Consider the following 23,139-nt stretch of genomic DNA (forward strand, 5'->3'; position numbering starts at 1 on the left):
ACGCGGCCGTGCACCGCCCGGACCCGACCCACCCGCAGCCCGGGCCGCGGCCGAAGTACACCGCCTCCCAGGCCCACCAGGCCCTGGTGAGTCACCTCCGGGAGCAGGGCGGCGCCCGCGGCCCGCTCGTACTGACCCACGGCGCGAACACGCGGGTCCTGCACTACCGGGCGATCCTCGACTGGGCCGCGCGGACGATCCGCGACGACCTGACCGCCGCGCGCGCGGCGGACCCGTACACGCCGGCGCCGGCCGTCCCCGAGGTCTACGAGCAGCGGAGCGCCAGGACGGACGCCCGCCTGTTCGACGGCCTGACCGGCTCCCTCGACGACGAGATCACCGCGATCATCAACGAGGTCAACCGGGTCCACGCCCTCCGCCCGGACAACCCCTTCGGCGCGCCCGCCGCGCTGCCGCCGGAGGCCGCGCTGCTCTCGCTCGACCCGGTCCACCTGGCCCGCGACGTCGCGCGGGAGCTGGCCACGCACGTCCGGCTGGACGTCACCCGGCCCGACGGCACGGTGCGCAGCCACTGGGCCGACCCGAGCGGCCGGATCCACGCCTTCGACCCCACCACGTTCGACGACCTCAGACTGACCGCCGACGACGCGTCGAACGCCGGGCTCTGGACCGACGAGACCCGTCAGGCCGCCGCCGACCACGGGCTCGACCCGATCGACCTCGCCCGGCTGTACCGCACCTCCTGGGCGCACCAGCGGACCTTCGAGCAGGCGGTGCTGGCCGAGATCGCCGAGCGCCTCGATCGAATGGGCGCGGCCCACCCGGAGCTGCCCGGCCTGTTCGGCCGGGCCGTGCAGGCCGCCGCCGCGTGGCGGGGGATCGTCGCCCGGGTCGAGGCGGAGCACGCCGCGGCGGCCGGGGAGACGACCCGGGCCCAGCGGGTGCTCGACGACCTCCAGCGTGCCCTGGACGACCTCTACACGCAGCAGACGCGGCTGATCCTGGATCTGTCCCCGGACCAGGCCGCGCTGGACGGGCTGCGGACCCGGATCTCGGATCTGGAGGCACGGCAGGCCGAGCAGCGGGAGCTGCTGGAGCGGCACGAGGAGTCGACGGCCTACCTGACGCCGCTCCTGGAGGCCGCGCGTCACGGGCTCCAGGAGACGGAGGAGGTCCTCGCCGGCCCGCGCGTCGCCGGGCGGGACGCCGGGGCCGGCGACGCGGCGCGCTGGACGGCGGACGCCGTACAGGAGGCCATGGACCGCATCACCGCGTCGGAGTCCGCTCTGGACGGGCGACGGGTGAACCTGGCGTACCGGCGGTGGCAGGCGCCGTCGATCGAGCAGGCGATCCAGGGGCTGCACGACACGCTGTCGGCGGCCGGGGACGGCGCGGTCTCCCTGGCCGTCACCACCCACGCGGACGGCACCGCCGGGCGGTTCACCGTGGTCGCCGACCAGGGCGAGATCCGGTGGTTCGAGGCCGTGTCCGGACTCCCGGTGCGGCCCCCGGAGAACGCCGGGCGGCTGTACTCCCTCGACCTCGACCGGAACGGCCTGCTGCTCGGCCCGCCCGCCGGGCTGGACGGGCCACGGTCACAGGTCAGGTCGTTCACCTCGGTGCGCGACCTCGCGCTCGCCTCCGTCACGGATCACCTGAGCTCCGGCCTGGCCGGGCAGGTCGCGCGGCGGACGGAGGCTCATTCACGGCCCACGCTCGACCAGGCCCTGCTCGCGTTCGAGAACCGGCTCGTCGACCGGAGCGCGAGCATCGCCGCGCTGACGGACACTCCCCGGCCGTCCATCGTCAGTCTGGACACCGCGCGGCGCGGGGACGTGCCGGACGACGCGTACCTCTACCGGAACGAGCAGGGCCACCACGGGATCGGATCGTCCGACGCGGAGGTGGAGGGCTGGACGCCGCTGGGCCCGCTGGCGGACTTCATCCCGGTCTTCTGGCTCACCCACGGCGCGCCGGCCCGGTCCGTGACCGTTCAGGACGTCGCCCGCACCGGGCTGGGCGCGGCGGTCCGGTTCCTGGCGGAGGCCGGCGACCGGACGTGGGAGGAAGACGTCGTACGGGCGATCGAGGAACGCCCCGACCGGCTGGCCGAGGAGGTCGACCGGATCCCCGACGACCTGCCGCCCGGGACGTGGGCCTGGTTCGTCGGCCCGTCCCGCATGGGGGCCGTGGCGGTGGTCGCGGACCCGGCGGGCGCGACCAGGTACCGCGTCCTCCTGGCCGGCTCGGCCGCCCCGCGCGAGACGCGTTCCCGGGTGGGACTGGCGCCGCTCGACAACGGCCGGCACACGCTCGTCGTCTCCCGGCCCCGCGCCGCCGACGACGCTCGGCCGCCTTCGCCGTACCGGAGCCTGCGGCAGCGGACCGAGGTTTCGGACTTCCACGTCCTCGAGGTCAACGCCATCCTCCGCATCCTCGGGCACACCGGCGGCCCGGTGGATCGCGCCCGGGTCGAGCAGGCGCTGCGCGACCCCGAGCTGCCGCCCGGCCCCACGGACCCCAGGGGCCTGGCGAACGACCTCGCCCACTGGATCGCCTTCGATGGGGAGCTGGCGAAGATGCCCAGGCTGCGGGGCGGCTCGGACGCCGCGGGAGGCATCCCGGGCCTGGCCGGGATCTCGGGGTCGTCGTCGAGCGGCAACCCCATGCCGGTGACGGTGGTGCGGGGGCCGGTCGAGGAGATCTCCGAGGAGGAGCCGGCGGAGGACCTCTCCTCCGTGTCCTCCGAGGACGAGGTCGAGAGCGTGACCGGCGACCATCGCCAGGTCGCGCCGCCCGCCCCTGTCCGGCATGTTCGGTGGGCCGACCAGCAGGGCGACACCACCGCCTCGGAGGAGAGCGGCTCGGAGCTCGAATCGGAGGAGTCCGAGGGCGACGAACCGGAGCCGCTGTCCCTGGACGAGCTGCTCGGACAGGCGCGCGTGGGCGTGGTGAACGACCGCCCGGTGGCCCTCTGGCTGCCCGGGGCGCCCAGGGACGTGGCCTTCGACGAGGCGACGGTCGCGCTGCTGGGTGACCTGGTGCCGCCGCAGACGGTGTTCGTCCTGGGCCGGGTGGAGAACGGCGCGCTGATGGCCGGGGATCGGCCGATCGAGCCGACGACGCTGATGGGGCTGCTGGCCGCCCGCGCCTCCGGGCATCAGCCGTTCCTGCTGATGCCCGGATCCGGCGAGGTCGCCACGTCGCTGGCGGACCTGAGCGGCGGGCCGGTGCTGGCCGCGCCGCGCGGCGTGCGCTTCGACCCGGCCAGGGGCACGCTGACGGCCGTCGGCAGCGGCAAGGAGGCGATGCGGGGGTTGGAGCCCACGCCCTCCTCGCCTGACGGGGCCTACGTCGGGCGGTTCCGGATGTACCTGCCGGGCGAGTCCGCGAGCACGCCGATCCACTCGGAGCTGACCGGCACGGCAGTCGGGGAGCACGGTACGCCGCCGGCCTCACCGGAGCGGGCGGTGATGCGGCCGGTGATGGTGGATCCGGCGGCCCGGTCCATCGGGGTGCCGCGGGTGGGCCTGCCGTACATGGCGCAGGTGCTCACGGCGGTCCGGCGCGCGCTCACCGCGTACGGGTTCCCCCCGTCCGAGAAGGACATGACCGGCCTGGTGCAGCGGCTGGTGAGCAACTTCACGTACACGCTGGGCGACAGCGGCGACGACGCCAACACCAGCGGCCTGATGGTGCCGTTCGGGGACGTCGAGCTGCTGGTGACGTTCGACCCCACGGATCCGTACACCGTCGACAACATGGCGGGCTCCACGACCCGGCCGGCCACCCTGCCCGCGCCGGAGGGCGAGAACGTCGGCTACGAGACGATCAACGCCGCGTACACGACCGGCGCGCACGTCGAGACCCACGCCGGCCAGACGGGGGCGACGCGAGGCGCGCTGTCGCTGACGTTCGGGATCGGCGCGGCGCCGTACCTCGTGCTGCAGGTCGTCAAGGTCGGCGTCGGGGTGTCGGGCGTCGCGAACCAGTCGAACCGCAGCACGAGCCACATCGCCGACGCCGAGGGCGGCCACGTGGAGGACGCCCGGATCGATTCGAGCCTGGTGGCCTACACGCCGAACATCGCGCTCAAGATCCGGGTCGACCCGAAGAAGGGGCCGGCCCCGGACTGGGAGCACATCAGGCCGTTCCGGATCCAGGACCCGGGCACCGAGAAGCTGCTGCTGTGGATGCCCGAGCCGTACCTGAAGGCGCCGGCGGCCGACCAGGTGACCGCGACCGGTGCGGGCGTGAAGTCGACCAAGCTGCCGCCGCACTTCTACGCGTCGGGCCTGACGAACCTGCCGAAGCTGTTCGACGAGGTCATCGGCGTCCTGGCGTCGCAGGGGCTGCAGCTGAGGATCGGCAGTGTGCCCCGCGCGGAACTGCTGCAGAAGCTGTGGAACCTGAACACCCACCTCGACAAGGCGATCAACGACCGCAAGCAGGGCTACTCGTTCACGCTGCACGACAAGCGCGGCTCGGTCCTCGCGGTCGTACGGCTCCACGGCGACCGGCTGCCCCAGGCGCGCCGGGTCGGCGCGACGAGCGACAAGGTCCACATCGAGAACGTCCGCACCGGAATCCGCGGCGTGAGCAGCGGCCACAGCCTCTCCAACTCGACCAGGTGGACGGTGCCGAGCGTCGAGTTCGACCTGGCGCCGCTGCCGCTGCAGGCCGACGAGTTCGGTCTGGGGATCAGCGTGGCGGCGCCGTACACCGACGCGAACTCCGAGTCGCTCTCCGGCGGCCGCGTGGGCCTGAACGTCGTGGTGCCGCGGGCCACGGGGCACACCACCGGAAACGACATGCAGCTCGGTCTCTACGGCGTCGCCCACGTCCGCGGCGCCAAGACGTCGCCCTCGAGCCTGACGAGGACGCCGGTGGTCCGCAGCCGCGCGCTCGTCCGGGCCACCGAGACGGAGGCGTTCGAGCACGGGCTGCCGGTCGACAAGGAGGCGTTCAAGACGGCGCCGGAGGGCAGGACGGCGCCCTACCACGCCGACGCGCTCCGCGACACCGGCCGGCGGACGGAGGACCCCGAGACCAAGCGGCCACCGGCGTACCTGCTGAAGCGCACGGGCATCGGCACCGGCTGGGCGCAGCCCGAAGAGTCGACCGTCGAGGCGCTGTACGACGCGCTCGCGACGCGGCTCAAGGCCCACGGCTTCCTGCCGGAGAACGACGACGACCCGTTCGCCGGGGAGTACTTCTACACGCACGGCAACAAGGTGCTCAGCCGCCTGGACGGCCAGGACCAGCTCCGCAAGTGGATCTCGCTCTGGGGGCTGAGCTCCTACTGGGACGTGGCGCACCAGGACAAGTACACGTTCACCCTGCGCCTGCGCCGCGGCGGCGCGGGCATGGACCTGGACGTCGACTCGGCCAAGGTGACGATCGGAATCACGGAGCGGGTGGAGGCGCCGCCGAAGTACCTCCGGTCCACGGACGCCTACACGACGGCGAACCTGCCGATGGCGATGGACAGCGCCGGGCAGTCGGCGACCCACACGCGCAAGATCGCGATCGGCATCAAATTCAAGACGTTGTTCCGGTTCCTGAAGACGGCCCTCCTGGGGGTGGAGTACCAGCGCACCGTCGGGGCCACCGACGCCGTGAGCTTCCTGAGCAACGTTCCCCAGCTCCTCGAGATCCCCGGGCTGCTGGACGTGTGGGAGGTGACCTACGACCTCCACGCGAAGATCGAGTTCCAGCACTCCGGCCGGATCGGGAACATCGCCAAGGGGCGGCGCGACGTCACCCTGCCGCCCCTGCGCGATCAGAAGGCCATGGCGTACCTGATGCCGTTCACGGAGGCCGAACAGCCCTCGGCCACCGACCTGTCGCCCCGCGAGGTGATGCTCCGCGAGAAGTGGACGCCGGCCGAGGCCCTGGAGCAGGCCGTGGTCTTCCATCTGGACGCGACCGGCCTGACGCCGGCGGCGGCCGCGATGCTGAAGGGCTTCACCGGCCCGGCGGGAGTCGCGGACCGCGAGGTGAGCGCGTTCGCCGGTCTGTTCATGGTCAAGGCGCACCTCAAGGAGATCCTGAACGGCGAGTACACCACCGACGGGCCGTTCGATCCGGGGTGGTTCCGCGACCTCTTCGGCGCCCTGGACCTGTCCGGCGACCTCGGCCCGTCCCGGTTCATGGGCGCCACCTCCGATCCGTTCGTGCTCGGCCTCATCTACCTGTTCCTGCTGGAGAACAGGCTCAGCACCAAGGACTCCCACGGTTTCGGCTGGGAACAGCTCGACCTGGCGTTCGGCAACGTGGCGGGGGAGGCGAGCCTCACCGGCGAGTGGGACTTCAGCCGGAGCTGGCAGTGGAACACCTCGCGAGGGTTCGGGCGCGGAGCCGCCAAGGAGCTCATCCAGATCAAGGTCGGGCGCGCGTTCCTCTACCAGGCGCCCGCGAACTTCACGGTGCGGGCGAGGCAGGAGGCGCACGCCAAGCTCCTGCCCTCCAGCCTTCACCGGCCGGCCCCGCGCCAGGTGAACGGCCGTGACGCCATCTACATCCTGGTCGAGCCGGACGGGCTGGCGCAGTACGCCGACACGGTCCTGCCCGTGTCCGACGCCCAGCTCACCGACTCGCTCACCCGGTGGAGCAGGGGTGAGCTGCGGCTGCCCGGCGACGTCGCCGCCGGTGTGCTGACCCGCTGGAAGAACGACCTGGCCGAGCGGCCGAACCCTCCGAAGGACCTGCTGACCTTCGTCGCCGCGCGGGCCACCGAGCTGGCCGACGTGCACGACTCCGGCGGTGTCCGGGTGACGGACCCGGGCGTCAGGCGCGCCTTCACCGACGCGTTCGGCCTGCCGCTGGCCGAACCCCGGGCCTCCGACCCGTACATCGAGATGCCCGATGACCTGGTCGCCTACGCGGAGGGCGGCCCGGCGCTGCCCGGGGAGCGCCTGGCCGAGGCGCTGAACTCCTGGCAGGCCGGCGACCTCGCGCTCAGCGGCGACGTGGCGGCGGGGATCCTGCATCGCTGGACGACCGACGGGTCGTACACCCCGGAGACGCTGCCGGGGGTGGACGGTGGCGAACTGGTCCGGACGGTGGCCTTCCTGCACACCCAGGGGGCCGCGCCGGTATGGGACGGCGACGTGCGGACACGATTCAAGGAGACCTTCGGGCAGGAGCTCGGGGAGCCGCCGATCCCGTTCGAGGAGATCGAGCTGCCGGAGTACCTGGAGCGGGAGGACCCCGGCCTCGGCTTCCACGGCGTCGAGAGCTTCCGCTTCGCGAACGGCAAGTCGACCTACCAGATCGTCCGGGAACAGGTCGACAAGGTCGCCCCCGGCCTGCTGACGGCCGGCGCCGTGCTGTGGGACGCCAAGCACCGGGTCATCGGGCGGATGCAGGGCGGAGTCGACGCCCTGCAGGGGATGCTGGGCAAGGGCCGGGACCTCGCGCTCCTGGCGAACCTGCTCGCCAAGGGTCGGGACCAGGCCCTCCTGGGCCCCTCGCCGGCCGAGGACGGGTACTCCTTCTACCTGGTGAACCCGATCGGCTGGCTGCTGTCGGACATCGTCGAGATCAACCTCGACCTTCGCATCGCGTCGCCGAAGGTGCGGGACTTCGTGCCGAACACCGCGACCGAGGTGTACGAGCACCAGTACCGCACCACGGCCGAGTCCCACTCCCGGGACGGATCGCAGTCCTTCACCTTCGCCAAGCTCGGCACCGGCGGGCAGCAGCAGACCACCGGTGGGGACGCCGTCGACGCGAAGACCTCCGAGGGCCATCACCGCGGAACGACCCGGACGGACCAGGGAGTCGTCGAGCAGACGGTCTACGGTGGCGCGCACTATCTGGTCGGGATGGAACACGAGCTGACCGTGACGGTCCGGCGGCTGGACCCGACCGGCCGTCCGCTGGTCAAGACGCTGAACGCGGAGTTCGACCACTGGACCCACCACAGCGCGACCGGCACCGTCACCGAGTCGGGCACGCTGGTGATCCAGATGCCGCGCTCCCTCGCCGAGGGCCGCCGCCTGCGGGGCCCGCATCCGCTGCCCGACCTGACGCGGCTCCCGGAACTGCCGGTCAACGCCTACGTCACCGAGGCGATGATCGACGACGCCCTGCCGATCGGCCTGAAGCTGCTGAACGAGATGTTCCAGCCGAGCCGGATGGAGGTGCTCCTGGGCGCCACCGCCGACGACCCCCGGACCCGCAAGAGCCTGTCCCTGCCCGTGCTGCTGTCCCGCCTGCACATCGTCAACAACGTCCGCGAGGCGTCCGGTGCGGCACCGCTGAAGCTGGCCGAGAACCTGTTCGTTCCCGGCCATTCCGAGGAGCGGGCCGAGATGTGGCTGCACGGCGACCTGAGCGGGCTCGAGGTGATCGGGCGGATGAAGGAGGGGACCGGCACCGGCCGCTACAACAAGCACCAGAGCGGCACCACCGTCAGCGCGAGCAGCGACCACACCCGCGTCGTCGGCGACGCCTCGCTGAGCGTGCACGGCCCGATGGGGGACCACACTCCAGCCCACTCCTGGGAGACGGGGACCTCGAACAACCGTGTCACCTCGTTCAGCGACACGATGGCGGGCACCGAGAACTACCGCCGCGAGCAGCACGGCAAGGAACGGAGTCCGCTCTTCCTCGTTCGGATGCGCTTCCGCGGGCGCCTGTTCGCCGACCGGGCGGACCACCACCTGTTCCGCAGGCCGACGCCGACGGGGGAGTTCGTCAGCGACCCGTTCTTCGGCGACGTCTACGCGGAGATCTCCCAGGCGCAGATCGAGGACCTGCTCGCCCACCGCGAGGAGGCCAAGATCCGCCTCCAGGCCCGGCCGGAGTCGCTGAACTGGCCCTCGATGGACCAGGCGCCGCGGTTCGACCTCGCCCCGCTCCTGACCGACGCGGCGAGCCGGCACACCGACCCGGTCCGGGCGTACCAGACCGTCGCCCGCCACATCCGCCGGCAGGTCGGCGGCGGCAGGCCGGTCGTCCTCACCGCGGACGCGCCGGCCCTGGCCGCGCAGACCCACGACGCGGTGCTGCGCTGGGCGGTGCGGACCATGACCGCCGACCTGGCCGCGATCCGGCAGCTCGACCCGGCCGTCGCGAAACCCGCCGCCCTCGCCGGCTACGAGCGGCAGGTCGACAGGGCCGGGCCGGTCACCGGCTCGGTGGACGCCATCCAGCAGGCCACGACCGACGTCATCAGGACCGTCAACGCGCTGCACGCCCAGCGGCCGGACAACCCCGAGGGGCGGCCCGCCGGTCTCCCGCCGGCCGTCGCGGACCTGGGACTGCACCCCGTCTTCGTCGGACGGGACACCGCCTACGCCCTCGCCGCGCACGTACGCGTGGACATCACCCGGGGCGACGGCTCGGTGCACCAGACCTGGATCGACCCGAACGGCGGCATGTACGCCTTCGACCCGGTCCTCACGCGACCGGACTGGCTGACCCGCGCGACGCGCGTCTTCTCGCCGATCACCTCGCGGACCCACTTCTTCAGCGCCGCCGTCGCCGAGACCCACGGGCTGCTGTCGTCCACACAGCGGGCCGAGGCGGACGTGTACGGGCTGGACCGCGGCGAGATGGGCCGGATCTACCTGACCGCCCCGGTCCGCCAGCAGACGTTCGAGCAGGCGTTCAACGCCGAGATCACCGCCCGCCGGGAGCGCCTCGCCGACCTGGACCCCGAGCTGCCGGGACTGCTGCACGACGCGGCCGCCGTCCACGCGTTCTGGCAGCAGGAGGCGGAGACGCGCCGACAACGGCAGAACGCGGACGACCCGCTCGGCGGTCTCCTGGAGCTGTCCGAGCAGGCGCACGAGGCCGAGTGGAACACCGAGGACGCCGCCCGGATCGTCGAGTCGCTGCGGACCGCGGCCCGCGGCGGGCACGGTGGCCACGCCTGGACGCCGGAGGAGGTGTCGGAGCTCGGCGACCGGCTCGCCGCACTGGCCGCAGCCCAGGAGGCCGCGACCTCCGGTGCGGACACGCGGAGACCGGCCCCCGGAACCGGCACGACGAACCCGTCCGCGGGCACTGGCCGGACGAGCACGGTCATCGGCACCCGCCGGACGGGTACGGACGCTGGCATCGGCCGGACGGGCACGGGCGCCGGGATCGGCCGCACCGAACCGGCTCCTGAATTCCGCACGGCCGACCCGCTGCTGCGCACGAGCCGGACGGCTCCGGTCGCCGGCCGGTCGGACACGCGCAGCGCCGGCGGGCGGGAGATCGAGCGAGCGGCCGCGCGGGCACTGAGGACGGAGGCGGAGGCGTTCGACCAGGCGCGGCTGGACGCGGAGCTCAGCGCCCGAAGCCTTCGGCCGGTCGAGGTGCCCGCGGATGACAACTGCTTCTACCACAGCCTCATCGCCCTGGCCGGTCCGTACCTCGCCCGGGAGATCCCCGGCCTGAGGAGCACCCGGCCCGGCAGTCGCGAGGCCGTGCAGGTGGTGCGGAACTGGCTGGCGGACCGGCTGGAGGCGGATCTCGCGGTGGCGGGCGAGGGCCTCCTCTCCCGGTACGCCGGCTTCTTCCACGAGGCAGGGGACGGGACCTCCTTCGCGGACTGGGGCCGTGCGCTGGTGGACCAGATCCGCCGGATGGACAGCTGGCGCAACGAGGTGGGCGACCTCGTCGCGCACCTGGCGGCGAACGAACTCGGCCTGCCCGTCACGGTCATCCAGGACCGGTACGTCACCAGGCTCGGGCCGGCCGGCGCCGCGCGGGTCGACTTCATCCGTACCCCGGGCCACTTCAGGGGTGCCGAGAGCACGGACGAGGACGCGCCGGAGGTCCCGTGGGACCGGCTCCGCCCGGCGCCGCCGACGCCCGCCGACCAGTCCGCCCGCCAGTTCGAGGTCATCCGCGGGTCCGTGGAACGACGCGTCGAGCGTGCGGGCACCGACTACCGGGGCCTGCGGGAGCGCATCGATCCGGACGTCAGGCCCGCGATCGACGCGCAGGCACGGGAGATGGTCGACCGCTTCTGGACCGCCCACGCGGCGGGCGGCCACGTCGACGTGCCGGCGCACCGCCGCGCACAGCACCGGCTCGACGGCATGCGGCGCGCGGCGGCCGACCTCGAAGGCCTGATCCGGAATCTCCGCGGGCAGCTCGGTGACCCGCCGGCTCCGGAACCGTCGGACCAGGGCGTACGGGCCGGCACCCCCGTGTCGGACCACCTCGTGAGTGAGGTCAACTCCCAGCTGGCCCGCCTCGGCGGCGCCTGGCTCGGCGGCCGGGTCGACCGCGGGGAGGTCGAACAGGCGCTGCGCGACGTCCCGCGGCACGGCCCCACGGACCCTCGAGGACTGGCCACCGACCTCGCCCATCAGATCGCCCTCGATGAGGCACCCCGGGTGCTCGGGGGCGGACAGGGCACCGAGCATGAGCGGCCCTTCATCGTCCACGTCCACAACGGCGGGCGGTTCGGGGACAGCAGAGAGGTCCTCGTCTACAACCGGAGGACCGGCGTCAAGGTGGAGACCGACACCGGCGGCATCTACATGGCCGGCGGTCGTTACTTCGAGTCGCGACAGTCGGCGCGGGCCTCGGGACGGGGACGGGTCAGGGACCAGAACGTCACGATCACCGAAGTGGTCACCGCGATCGAACGGGTGCTGCCGGGCGAGGAGAATCGCCACGACCCCGAGGTCGTGGACGCCGGGCTCAACGACGTGGAGCGGCGGCTGAACAACGCGGTGCGCCTCCGGGACGGCGAAGGCGGGCGCGGTTCGCGCGGCAGCACCCTGAGGGAGCTGTTCGGCGACGACCCCGACTACGCGTACGGGCCCAGGGCGGACGACGTGACCATCCTCCGGCCACCCGGATCCGTCGCGACGGCCGGTCTGCACCTCACCGAGGGAGTACCGGTCGCGTTCACCCCCGCCTTCCTGGTCGAGGCCCAGAGGTTCGCGAACCACAGGGACATGACCGGCGCGCTGCGGGCCGGCCTGCGGTTCGCCGCGGAGGTGACGCGGGCCTACCTGACCGAAGATCTGGGGCAGCGCGTGGGCCGGTTCGCCGTGCCGGCGATGGAACACGTGCCGGGCGTCGCGGACGTGCGGACGGCGGCGATGCTGCTGAACACGCACGCGTACGCCGTGGCCCACGTGTTCCTTCGCGACGAGGAGCTGGCGAAGAACCTCGTGTACGGGGTCCTGCGCACGTCCTTCGCCGGCATCCGCGAGTCATTCTGGGACGAGGTCCAGGAGTTCCTCGAGGGCGGCCGTGACCAGATTCGTGACCGGCTGAAGGAGGACCTCAGGAAACGGCTCGCCTCGGCCATCAGCCGCTACGAGCGGCGCCGGCGCGCGTCGAACGAGCGGCCGCTCGATCTGTTCGACTACACGCTGAACGACAAGACGATGACCGTCGGCGACTACGTCGACAACATGCTGCTGCCGCAGAACCGGACTCGCGTCCTCGTCGAGCAGTACGACGCGATGAACGTCCGGACGGACTTCCGCAGCACGGATGACAACAGCGGCGCCCTCGCGGTCGACCTGGCCGTGCTGGAGATGCGCGAGGTCGGTCCGCCCGGGCCGAGCCTCCGGGTGGAGATGCGCACCGCCCGGGCGTTCGCCGCTATCGCACGGCGGTTCTACGCGTGGGCCGAGCGGGTGGACCAGAACATCCGGACCGCCGAGGGCCGCGCCTTCAACGATGACCTGGCCGCGGCGGTGCGGGCGGTCAGCGCTCACAACTCCTCCGGCGGGGACCTGGTGACGACCGTTCGTGACCTCCTCGACTCGATCGCGCGCAGGACCCCCGAGGTGGTCATCGATCCGATCTTCCGCGGGAACACCACCAGCAACCTGCAGGCCGATGCGGTCGTGGCGCTGCGCGGCCTCATCCGCCATCCCGGCGCCGAGGCCGCCCGCGGCGTACGGCACGCGCTCGCCGCGATCCGGAACGCCCTCGTCGACGAGCGGAACGCGGGCGCGGTGCGCGCCGGCCGCCGTGACCTGGAACATGTGCGCCGGCGCGTCGACGAGGTGATCGACGACCTGCGCGCGTACGAACGCCGGCACCGGGTCCCGCGCTCGGAGTACGTGAACGACGCGGCGCTCACCGTCACCGAGCCCGTCCACGCCGATGGCCTCACCGGCCTCGGGACGGCCGTGCCGGCCGGGCCCGTGGGCCGGCCGCAGTGGCGGGAGATTCGCTCGACGGATGGGCGGGATGTCGGGCGTGCGTATTTCGCTGAGGAGGATTGGCGGCTTCGTTCGCCGTTCTATGGCGGGTTGCAGGGTGCGGAGTTGCGGTCCTGGTCGGGGGAGCCGGGTCGTGAGGTGAGTGCGCCGGTGGAGGTTTCGGTCGGTGACCGTGCCGGTGTGTATATCTTGGCGTGGCATGCCTCGCAGCCGCCGTCGGATGCGGTGGGTGTCGTCGTGACGACGGCGCGGGAGATCGTGAGTCGTGGTTTCACCACGTTGTTCCTTCTGCGGTGCACGGACGCCGGCGTGGCCGCGTCGCCTGAGCTGGGGCGGGTGGCCCGGGATCACAGCTTGACGATCATCGAGGGGACGGGTCGGGTCGCGCCGACGACGGGTGTGATCCACTTCCTGCCGGACGCCGCGGGTCGGGCCCTGCCGGTGCGCGTCTACCGTCCCGACGGAGGCGTCGACCACGGGATTCGCCTGGGAGCGGGCACCCCCGGGAGAGCTCTCACGGCGAAACGCACGGAAGCCGTTGAGGACGCCTTCCGCGAGTACCTGAACGACGAGCCGCGGCCGGAGCCGGTGTCCCCGGAGGACGCGCGGTCCGGCGCGCTCACCGGCCGACCGCCGGCGGACGATGAGCTGTACGCCGCTTACCGGACCTTCTGGGAGGCGCTGGAAGGTTCCGGCGATATGGAGGCGCGAGGCTCGGACGCGATACCGCTCGTGCCCTGGTACGTGGAGCAGGGCGGGCTCGGCGACGGCTCCGTGTCGTCGGTCGCCGAGGTGGTGGACAGGTCGCTGCCGGGCGGCCGACCAGACGAGTCGGTCACCCGCTGGATCGACGGCGTCACCTCCGGCCTGTCATCGTCCGTGGCGCGTGCGGTCCGCAAGAAGATCCTCGCGCTGCTGGCCGACAACGACCCCGTGCGGTGGGAGCGGCTGCTGCTCCACGGCACGTTGATCAGGGAGAAGGACGCACGGGTCAGGCTGTCCTTCTCGGTGGAGCAGACGGAGTTCGCTCCGCCGGAGGACGCGGGTACCGATCCGGGACACCAGACGTACTTCAGCAAGTACGGCGACACGACGTACGCCGAGGAGGTCGCGCGCCAAGCCCTGAGCGGGAGGAGCGCGCAGGTCGAGCCGATCCTGTTCCTCTCGGTGGGGCTGCAGGCAGGGCTGTCGCACGTCTCACCGGTGTTCAAGGCCGGGACGGAGCGCGGCCGCGGTTCCTGGCACACCATCCTGATGGAGGTCCAGTCGGGGAACCGGGTCATCGCCAACGCGACCCACGGTCACGCGGCACGGATCCGGGTGCGGGCCACCGTCAACCGGGTCGAGCGTCCGGATCTCCTGCTCCCGGGCAGGGCGCGACTGGCGTTCCCCACGGTCTACTCGTCCGCCGTCGAGGCCGCGGCCCTCACGATGCGGCCCGGTGACGGCGGGCACCCGGTCGTGCGGGTCGTGGACCCGGCCGTGCTGGACGGCCTCGATCACGCGGTCACCGCGATCGTTCCCGAGGCGCTGCTGACGAGGCTGCGGAGCGTCCTCGACCGTCTCGGGCTCCCGGCGAAGGACGTCGATGAGATCGTGCAGGACATCGCCGAGGAGTACGTCAACGAGAAGACGTTCAAGGACCGCAGCCAGTGGTGGCTGACCGGCAGCTGGGTGACGGGCCTGATCGCCAAGAGGCTGTCCGCCCTGTCCACGTTCCAGGGGCATCTGGAGGTCAGCGGCCGGCCGCACACCGTGCGTTACGTGACGACCACCAGCGAGGAGGTCCTGCTCCGCAACGACATCGCGGACACGGTGCGGATCGGCGACGGTGAGAAGCACAGCTCCGGGGCGAGCGCCACTCCGGGCGTCGCCTTCGGCATCGAGCTCGGCTCCCATCTGGCCACGCCCAGTGTCGATCTGCCGAAGCTGGGGTCCTCGCGCGAGTACGGGCGCACCCTGACCTCTGGAGGCCAGGTCAAGAACGCCACCATGCGCAAGGACCGGCTGGTCCGCTATCAGACCGAGTTCCTGGTGACGATCTCGGTCAAGTCCGACCACGGCGACGTCCCGTTCACCCTCCCGGTCGTCGGCGAGCTGGGCATCGGTCTCGCGCACGCCAAGGAGTTCGAGCGCGGCGCTCTGGGTGGAGTGCCCACCGGCTCCGGACTCATCCCCGCGGAGGAACCGAAGAAGGCGGAGGAGCCGGAGGGGCTCGAAGCGCCCGCCGGGTCGCACACGCTCGCTGAGGAGCCGCCGGCGGAGACGGAGGCGCTCGACGAGGGTGCGCCGGCCCGGTCGGAGATACCCGCCGGCCTGGAGGTGCGGGAGGCGGAGACGGTCGCCGGTGGGACGTCCGCCGCGCCGGAGCCCACGGCAGGGCGCTCGGTGCCGTCCTGGGCCGACTTCGCGCGGTGGCTGCGGTCGCGGTTCACGGACGGAGGCCCGCCCGAGCCCTTCCCCGGCGGCGGGGTGCGGGACGTCGGCGACCTCCTCGCGTTGGCCTCCCGAGGGCCGATCGAGATCGTCCTTCCTCCCGCGCTGCACGACGCGCTCGTCCCCCATTGGCTGGTCGCGGAGGACGGCTGGCGGGCCCTGTACGCGCACTCTGACATCACCTGGGTACTGCCGGCGGACGAGCACGCGATTTTCGTCTCCAGGGAGGACCTCGGCGGCTCCGGCGGCCCGGTGTGGCGATACGTGCTGGACGAGGACGAACGGGTGGTCGGCGCCCTCCTCATGGACGAGCACGAGGGTGAGCGGGAGCCGCGCTGGTACGTCCCCAATCCGGCCAGGGAGCCGATGACGGCCGAGGCGCCGCCGCCGTGGTACGAGGATCTGCTGGCGCCGCTGCGCGCGGCGGAGCTGACGGCCGTCACCGACTTCCTGGCCTCAGGGGGGACACCGCAGGTCCAGCTGACCGAGGCGCTGCGGACCCGGCTGGAGGAGCCGGGCGAGGATCGGACTCTGCACGACGCCGTCGACGCGCTGATGGCGGAGCCGCGGATCCAGGTGGTGGCCGCCGACGGCAGGCGAGTCCAGGAGCAGGCAGGCGGAGAGAAGGCCGGCGAGAAGCGGTTCGTCATCGATGAGCGCGGTCAGGTCCATGGTCCGCTGCGGACCTGGCGTCATGTGGTGCATCCCCGTGAGCCGCTCGCGCTGGCCACCCGTACCGGCCTGGGCCGGGGCATCGTGCGGGAGATGCCGGGCCGGGAGAAGGTCTACCGCGAACTGGCGGACGAGCTCGCGCGGCAGATGCGTGCGGCCGGCGTCGTGGGCAAGATGTCCGCCGCCCTGCGTCAGCATCTGGCGCGGGCGCTGGCCATGAAGTTCGGCGTGCCCGGCGCCCGCGGCACGGTGGCGGACGGCATCGACGGCGACATCAGCCACGAGGTGACGATCGGCGGGTACGTGTTCACCGCCGTGCTCTACACCGAGCTGCGAGCGCTGCGCCGGGATCCGGTGGCCGAGGTGAACGTCAGCCTGGACACCCAGCGCAAGAACGTCGCGGGGCTGGACACCGAGGACAAGAAGGGCCGCACCATCGGCGGCGGGTTCAAGCTCAGCTTCCGGGTCAAACTGGCCCGGCTGTTCAGCCTGGACCTGCACCTGCTCGAACTGAAGGCCGAGCGCGCCCGGCACCACAAGATCGGTAACAGCACGGGGGTGAAGGAGTACCGCCGGGAACGGACGAACGGGAACGTCACCCGTTTCGAATACGAGACCGCGTACACGACGGCGGTCACGACGAGCCGTAAGTCCGGAGACCTGGTCGCGGCCCGGGTGTGGGAGCAGTCCGGCGACGAGTACTGGACCGCCGTCACCGTCTCCGACGCGCACCTGCCCGCCAAGCCGCTCCCCGCCGACGAGATCCTGGCGTACGGCGAGGTCACGGTGAAGACCGGACCGATGGACGAGGAGGGTCTCCGGCGGCTGGCCGCCCCGCTCGGGAAGGACAGGGGCGAGGAGTTCGATCTCACCAGGGAGGGCCTGACCGGCATCCAGGTCAACCTGACCGGCGTCAGTGAGATCTCGGTGCACATGGCCGAGCTGGTGGCCGCGCACAACAGGACACCGGGGTCCAGGCCCCAGGCCGACGCGTTCAAGCAGGTGCTCGCCGCGCTCGTGCCGTCCGGCCGGCGGTACGGCGCGGCGGAGCGGATCCTGCGCACCGGCACGCACACGTTCCTGGAGTCCAACGCCCGGCGCCTGCTGAGCCGCCGGGGCCTGCGGATTCCGCTGCCCTCGACCGCCGGCGGATGGCGGCAGGAGCTCAGAATCCGGATGCGGACCTTCAACGTGCGCCACGAGCAGACGGTCAAGGACGCCGCCTTGGAGCAGTACACCGAGGCCGATCTCCGGTTCGGTGAGGAGAGGGCCGCCGGTTACGGTCTCGACGGTTCCGCCGGCCCGGGCGGGGTGGTGCGGCTCGGCCTGCCGTCCGCGGAGAGCCACAACGAGGGCGAAGGCCACCAGACGACCAGCCAGAAGGTGGGCAACCAGATCTCGGGCGGCGTCATGGGCGGCGGCGACGTGTCCTTCCCGAGCCGCAGCAAGACCGACAGCGGCGGTGCGCTGGATCTGAACCTGGGCACCTACTCGGGCGACAGCGAGCAGCTCGGCACCGATCCCGTCTACACCATCCAGTACCGGCGCTGGCGCCACGTGAGCGGGTCGCGCAAGCTGCGCCGCGCCTTCCTCCGGGGCAGGGGGACCCGGGTCTCCTACCGCGTCGAACGGCACGTGAAGATCACCCGGGGGGCCGAGCTCCTCGTCCCGTACGTCCGCGCCGCCGACCACGGCCTGCCCGTGCCGGCCCGGGAGGACCTGCCGTCCGCCAAGGGCGAGCGTCACTACCTCAACGACGACCTGGCCCTGGCCGCCGCGCACGTCGAGGACGTCGACGCCGCCGACGTCCTCGACACGATCGAGGCCCTGCTCGGCGGTGACCTGGATCCGGACCTGCTCGGCGCGATCGAGACGGCCTTCGACGAGGAGGCGATCCGCGGCCAGTACAAGATCGCGCGCCGAGGCGGGATCCACCGTGTCCTCACCACCCCCGCCCAGACGTGGGGGGAGGGCCGTGTCTGGGACTACCTGAAGATGCCCGCCCGCACGGGCGGCACCCTGCACACCGGTATCCGCGTGACCGCCATCGAGGACTCGGTCGCCTACCGGCGGCCCAGGCCCGACGTGAAGGTGACGACCGGCGGCCAGGCGTTCGTCCAGGTCGGCGAGCACCGGAGCCGCGGCCACGCCTGGCGCGGCGGCGGCTACTTCCACGGCCGGTGGGCGACCGCGCCGCTGGGCCTGCGGCCGGCCGGCGGCGCGAGCGTCAAGTACGAGCGCAGATACGGGCTCAAGGTCGGCGTCGAGTCCACCGCGCGCGACGTCCGGCGCGCCACGGCCAAGGACACCGCACAAGAGTTCCGGCACGGCACGCGGTTCCGCGTCGAGGTGTTCCACCGGTACTCGCCGAGCGAGTTCGCCCGGCGGGCCGCGCAGGTGGCGAAGGCCGTGCCCACGCTCGTGGACATCCTCTCCCTGGGCGAGAGCCGGCGGATGTGGCGGCGCCTGTTCCCCGCCACCGTCCCGGCGGCCGCCACCGAGGAGGTGAGCGGCAGGGCCACGGTCCTCGTGCCCACCCATCTGACCGCGGCCGGCCCGAGAACGGCCTCGACCGCGGCCGGTGAGTCCGCGGCCTCGGCCGGTCAGGCCTCGGCTGCGGCCGCGGCATCGGCGTCGGTCACGGTACGGCCGGTGATCACGCGCACGCCGCCTCCGGCTCCCACGGCACTGGCCGGCTCGCTCGCCGAGCACATGCACGCCATGGCGATGCCCGGAATCGAGCACCTGGCCCGCTGGGCGCCCGCCGCCGCGACGCCCGGGCGCCGGCTCGACGGCGCGGAGGTGGCGCGCGGTGTCGCACCGACGGTCGATGAGTTCGACCCGACCCACCAGGACGGCCTGACCGGCGACATCGCACTCGACGAACGCGACGCCTCCGCCAACATCGACAAACTGCTGCGCGGCACCTACCGCATCCCGCTGGTCGGCGGCGAGTACCTCACCGTGCAGTTGGTGCCCACCCGGGGACGATGGCTGACCCGGGGCGGTTTCACCGGACTCAACTTCCCCGAACACTCCCAGGAACCCGCGCGGGAACACGAAGTCGAACGGGGGTGGAGCGTGGACGGCGAGTTCGACCTCGGCCATACGTTCGCCCGGCCGGTCGAGGAGCACGCCGACCAGCCTCTGTTCGACCCCGGGATGTCCTCCGGCAAGGACAACCGGACCGCTCGTACGCACAAGAACTCGGCCGGCGACTACGTCGAGTCCAACCGGCAGCGCGACGACGACTACGACTACTACACCTTCGACGCCCGGTTCCACGTCAGCGGCCCGCACGGGCACTACGTCGTCCTGGACGTTCCCGACGGTCTCATCGGCATGCTCCCGGCCGCGGTGGTCCGGCGACTGATCACCGACCTCGGCCTGGACCTGGAACGACCGCCACTGGGCGACGCCGAGCTACCGGCCCAGTGGGCCGAGGGCGGCACTCTTCCACCCGAGGCCACCGCCGAGGTCATCGACCGGGCGGGAGGCATGGCGGCGCTCCGCGGCCGGATACTGCGGCTGTGGACCTCCGCCGACCACCTGGCGTCGGCCTCCGTGGCGGCGGACCGGATCACCGCTCAGACCGGCGTACCGGTCGAACTGCTCGTCCGCGACGCCGACGGAACGATCAGCCGGTACCCCCAGGACGCGCGTCAGGCCCTGCGGCCGACGACCACGTCCCCCGACGAACCGGGCGATGCCCTCAAGTCGCCGGACGGCCGGCTCACGAGTCTGACGGACGAGGACCCGCCCACCTCCGCGCCCCTCATCGACGAAGACCAGCAGGTTCCCCTCGCCGACCTCGAACGCGCCGGGATCGACCTGACGACCGCGCAACGAAGCCAGGCCATCCTGAGCGGCGGCCTACGCGGCGCGGACCTCACGCGCGACCAGCGTTCCCAACTGGCGGCCCGGACCGAGCCTGTCGTTCCCGAGGCATCGGTGGTGAAGACCGAGCCTGTCGCCCCCGAGGTATCGGCGGTGAAGACCGAGCCCGTCGTTCCCGAGGCGTTGTCGGCGGAGATGGCCGGGGCCCTTGTGCCTGTTCGCGCCGGTGGTCTCGTCGGCCCTGGGGCGGCCGTAGCGGTCGTGCCTGCGGACCGGCCGCAGTGGCGTGACATCAGTTCTTCGGACGGGCGGGATGTCGGACGCGCGTACTTCAACGACGCGGATTGGCGCCTTCGCTTGCCGTTCTATGGCGCGTCGCAGGGTGCGGAGTTCCGGTCGTGGTCGGGGGAGCCGGGTCGTGAGGTGAGCGTGCCGGTGGAGGTGCCGGTCGGTGACCGTGCCGGCGTGTACCTTCTGGCGTGGCATGGCTCGCAGCCGCCGCCGGACGCGGCGGCCGTCGTCGCGACGACGGCGCGGGAGATCGTGAGTCGTGGTTTCACCACGTTGTTCCTTCTGCGGTGTTCGGATGCCGGTGTGGCGCCGTCGCCCGAGTTGGGGCGGGTGGCCCGGGACCATGGTCTGACGATCATCGAGGGGACCGGTCGGGTCGCGCCGACGCCGGGGGCGATCGACCTTCTGCCGGACGCCGCCGGTCGGGCCCTGCCGGTGCGCGTCTACCGGCCCGACGGAGGCGTAGACCACCACTTCGGTCCCGCTCCGGAGCGCATCGCGGAACCGCTGCCGCAGACGTCACCCGGAGGCGAGACCGTCACCGCCCCCGGCTCCGAAGTGCCGGAGGAGTCCGGTGGAGGCCTGGCCGAACTGCCGGTCGTCCCGCAGGAGGGCGAGGCGTTCGGCAGGGCGCTGGCACGGGCGCTGGACCGTGGAGCGTCCCTCCTGCGAATCGGGGACGAACCGCCTACGGCGGGTGAGTCGTCCACGGCGACGGGCTCCCCGTTCGACCGGTTGATGGCGGGTCTGACCGAGGAGAGCCTGCCCGCGTCCGCGCCGCTCTTCGGCGAGGACGGACCCGTCCGGGTCCACGACCTGAAGAACGCCGGGATCCCGCTGACGACCGTCCAGGACACCCAGGCGGTCCTGCAGGGCGGTGCCCTGCCCGTCGCGAGCCTCACCCGTGTCCAGCGGTTCCGGCTGGCGGTGGAGGATCCGCTCGCCGGTCATGAGACGCGGGCGGAGATGCTGGCGGCCGTCGACTCCGCGGCCCGGGCGCTGGGCGTACGGCTGGTGCTCGGCGAGATCCCGCAGCCGCCCGAAGCACCGGCCCTTCCGGACCCCGCCTTCCACAACGCGTCCACCGCCACGGGCACGGACGCGGGTCGGCTGACGGCCTACGTGGAGCGCCCCGAGTTCCAGGACGCGAACGAAGACCCGGAGTCGGTTCCCGACGGCTACGGTTGGCCCCTGCAGTACGCGGACGGCACCCGCGCTCCGCTGTTCGACGGGGTGCCGACGCGCCTGCAGATCCATCAGGGCGGCCTCGACGACTGCCAGCTGATCACCCTGATCGGCGCGGTCGCGGCGCGATACCCGCAGGTCATCGCCGGTCGCGTACGAGAGACCGGGGACGGCAACTACCAGGTGTCGTTGAACGAGGCGGAATACGTGGAGGAGGGCGACCTGTACCGGCCGACCGGAAGGCTCATCACCCTCACCGTGACGCCCGACCTTCCCGTCTTCGCCGACGACCCCGGGACGCCCGCCTTCGCGCGTGGAGGGGGAACGGCATGGGCGCCGATCATGGAGAAGGCGTTCGCCGGAATCGACCAGACCTGGAGCGCCGAACGATGGCAGCGATGGATCGACGGATGGACGGCGATGGGGGGAGACGACGAAGCCGTCCCGCAGGGGTACGTCCGCCTCCACCAGGGCAACCTCCAGGAGGAGGGCGCCGAGATGCTCACCCAGCTGACCGGCCTGCCTTCGTCGTTCCTCGAGATCCCCGGCTTCTACGAACCGCCCGGTCCCGACGCGGACCAGCGGCTCCTCGACGGCTTCCGTACGCTGCTCGCCGCGAACAAGCCGATCGTGGTGGGCACACAATCGCCGGAGGAAGGCGGCGATCAGCTCCTCGCCGCCGGCCTTCTCGAGGGTCATTACTACGACATCGTCCTCGTGGACGACGAGGGCTTCATCCACCTGTACAACCCGTGGAACCGACTGCATCCTCCGCCGCTCACGGCTCAGGGATTCAGGTCCGCCTTCTCGGGGTTCTACATCACCTGGTTGGAATCATGACGACGGACAACATGCCCCCGATCCCGGATTCGATTCGGGAGGCCGCACGGCTCGCCCCGGACCACTGGCTCGGGATGGTCGATCCCGCCTGGACCGGTGAAGGGGAGCCACCCTCGTGGGCGATGCTCGGCCAATGGCGGTCGAGCCCGGAGGGCGAGATCGTCGAGTGGCGGGACAACGCGGATTACCGGCCGTCGCCGACCGCCCTCGGCTGGCCCGAGCCGGCCGATGACGTGGACGCGGCGGTGCAGCTCGCGGCGACCGGCTACGGACCCGGCGAGGCGGTGCCCCGGGCGCTGGCCACCATGAAGGAGGTGGCGGTCCTCGTCACCCCCGACGGCGACCCGCTGGCCGCCACGGCGCCGGACGGAAAGACGCCGGTGATCCCCGTGTTCACCTCGCCCGTCTACCTCCACGCCGCCGGCCGGCTGGCGTTCGAGCTGATGGACCTGTGGGAGCTGGTCGACTCGCTGCCCGAGGAGCACGTCCTCTACCTCAACCCCTCGGCCCCGGTGAGCATGACGGTGGAGACCGGCATGCTCCTGGAGGCGCTGGAAGAGGCCGGTGCGGACGCCGATGGTGATCAGGCGGCGGACGCCGGCGAGGTCGATGACCAGGATGCGGACGTCGGGCCGCCGGAGCGTCCGGCCACCGTCGGCGGCGGTCCGGCCGCCGAGGAGGCCTGATCCCGTTCCCGGCAGGTGAGGAGACCTGATCCGATTTCGCCCATCGGCGTTGCAGAGGCGGCTCGACCGTATAAAACGGTCGAGGCGGGTGC

2 protein-coding genes (1 of these 2 only partly in view) are annotated in these 23,139 nt (G+C 72.3%); both read left to right on the forward strand.

What is annotated here, in order from left to right:
• On the forward strand, window positions 1-22,361 hold the final stretch of the coding sequence (locus AB0L00_RS21010; RefSeq protein WP_364436541.1) for a protein-glutamine glutaminase family protein. 24,712 nt of this gene lie to the left of the window's left edge; 22,361 of the gene's 47,073 nt are visible here — the last part of the coding sequence; the start codon falls outside the window, past its left edge; it ends in the stop codon at window positions 22,359-22,361.
• Window positions 22,358-23,047: a type VII secretion system-associated protein gene (locus AB0L00_RS21015; protein ID WP_364436543.1), complete on the forward strand. Its 690-nt coding sequence runs from the start codon at window positions 22,358-22,360 to the stop codon at window positions 23,045-23,047. Before AB0L00_RS21010 ends, AB0L00_RS21015 begins: the two co-directional genes overlap by 4 nt.
• Window positions 23,048-23,139 lie beyond the last annotated feature (92 nt).

The sequence above is a fragment of the Actinoallomurus sp. NPDC052308 genome, from assembly GCF_040679195.1.
GTDB classification, from domain to species: Bacteria; Actinomycetota; Actinomycetes; order Streptosporangiales; family Streptosporangiaceae; genus Actinoallomurus; species Actinoallomurus liliacearum.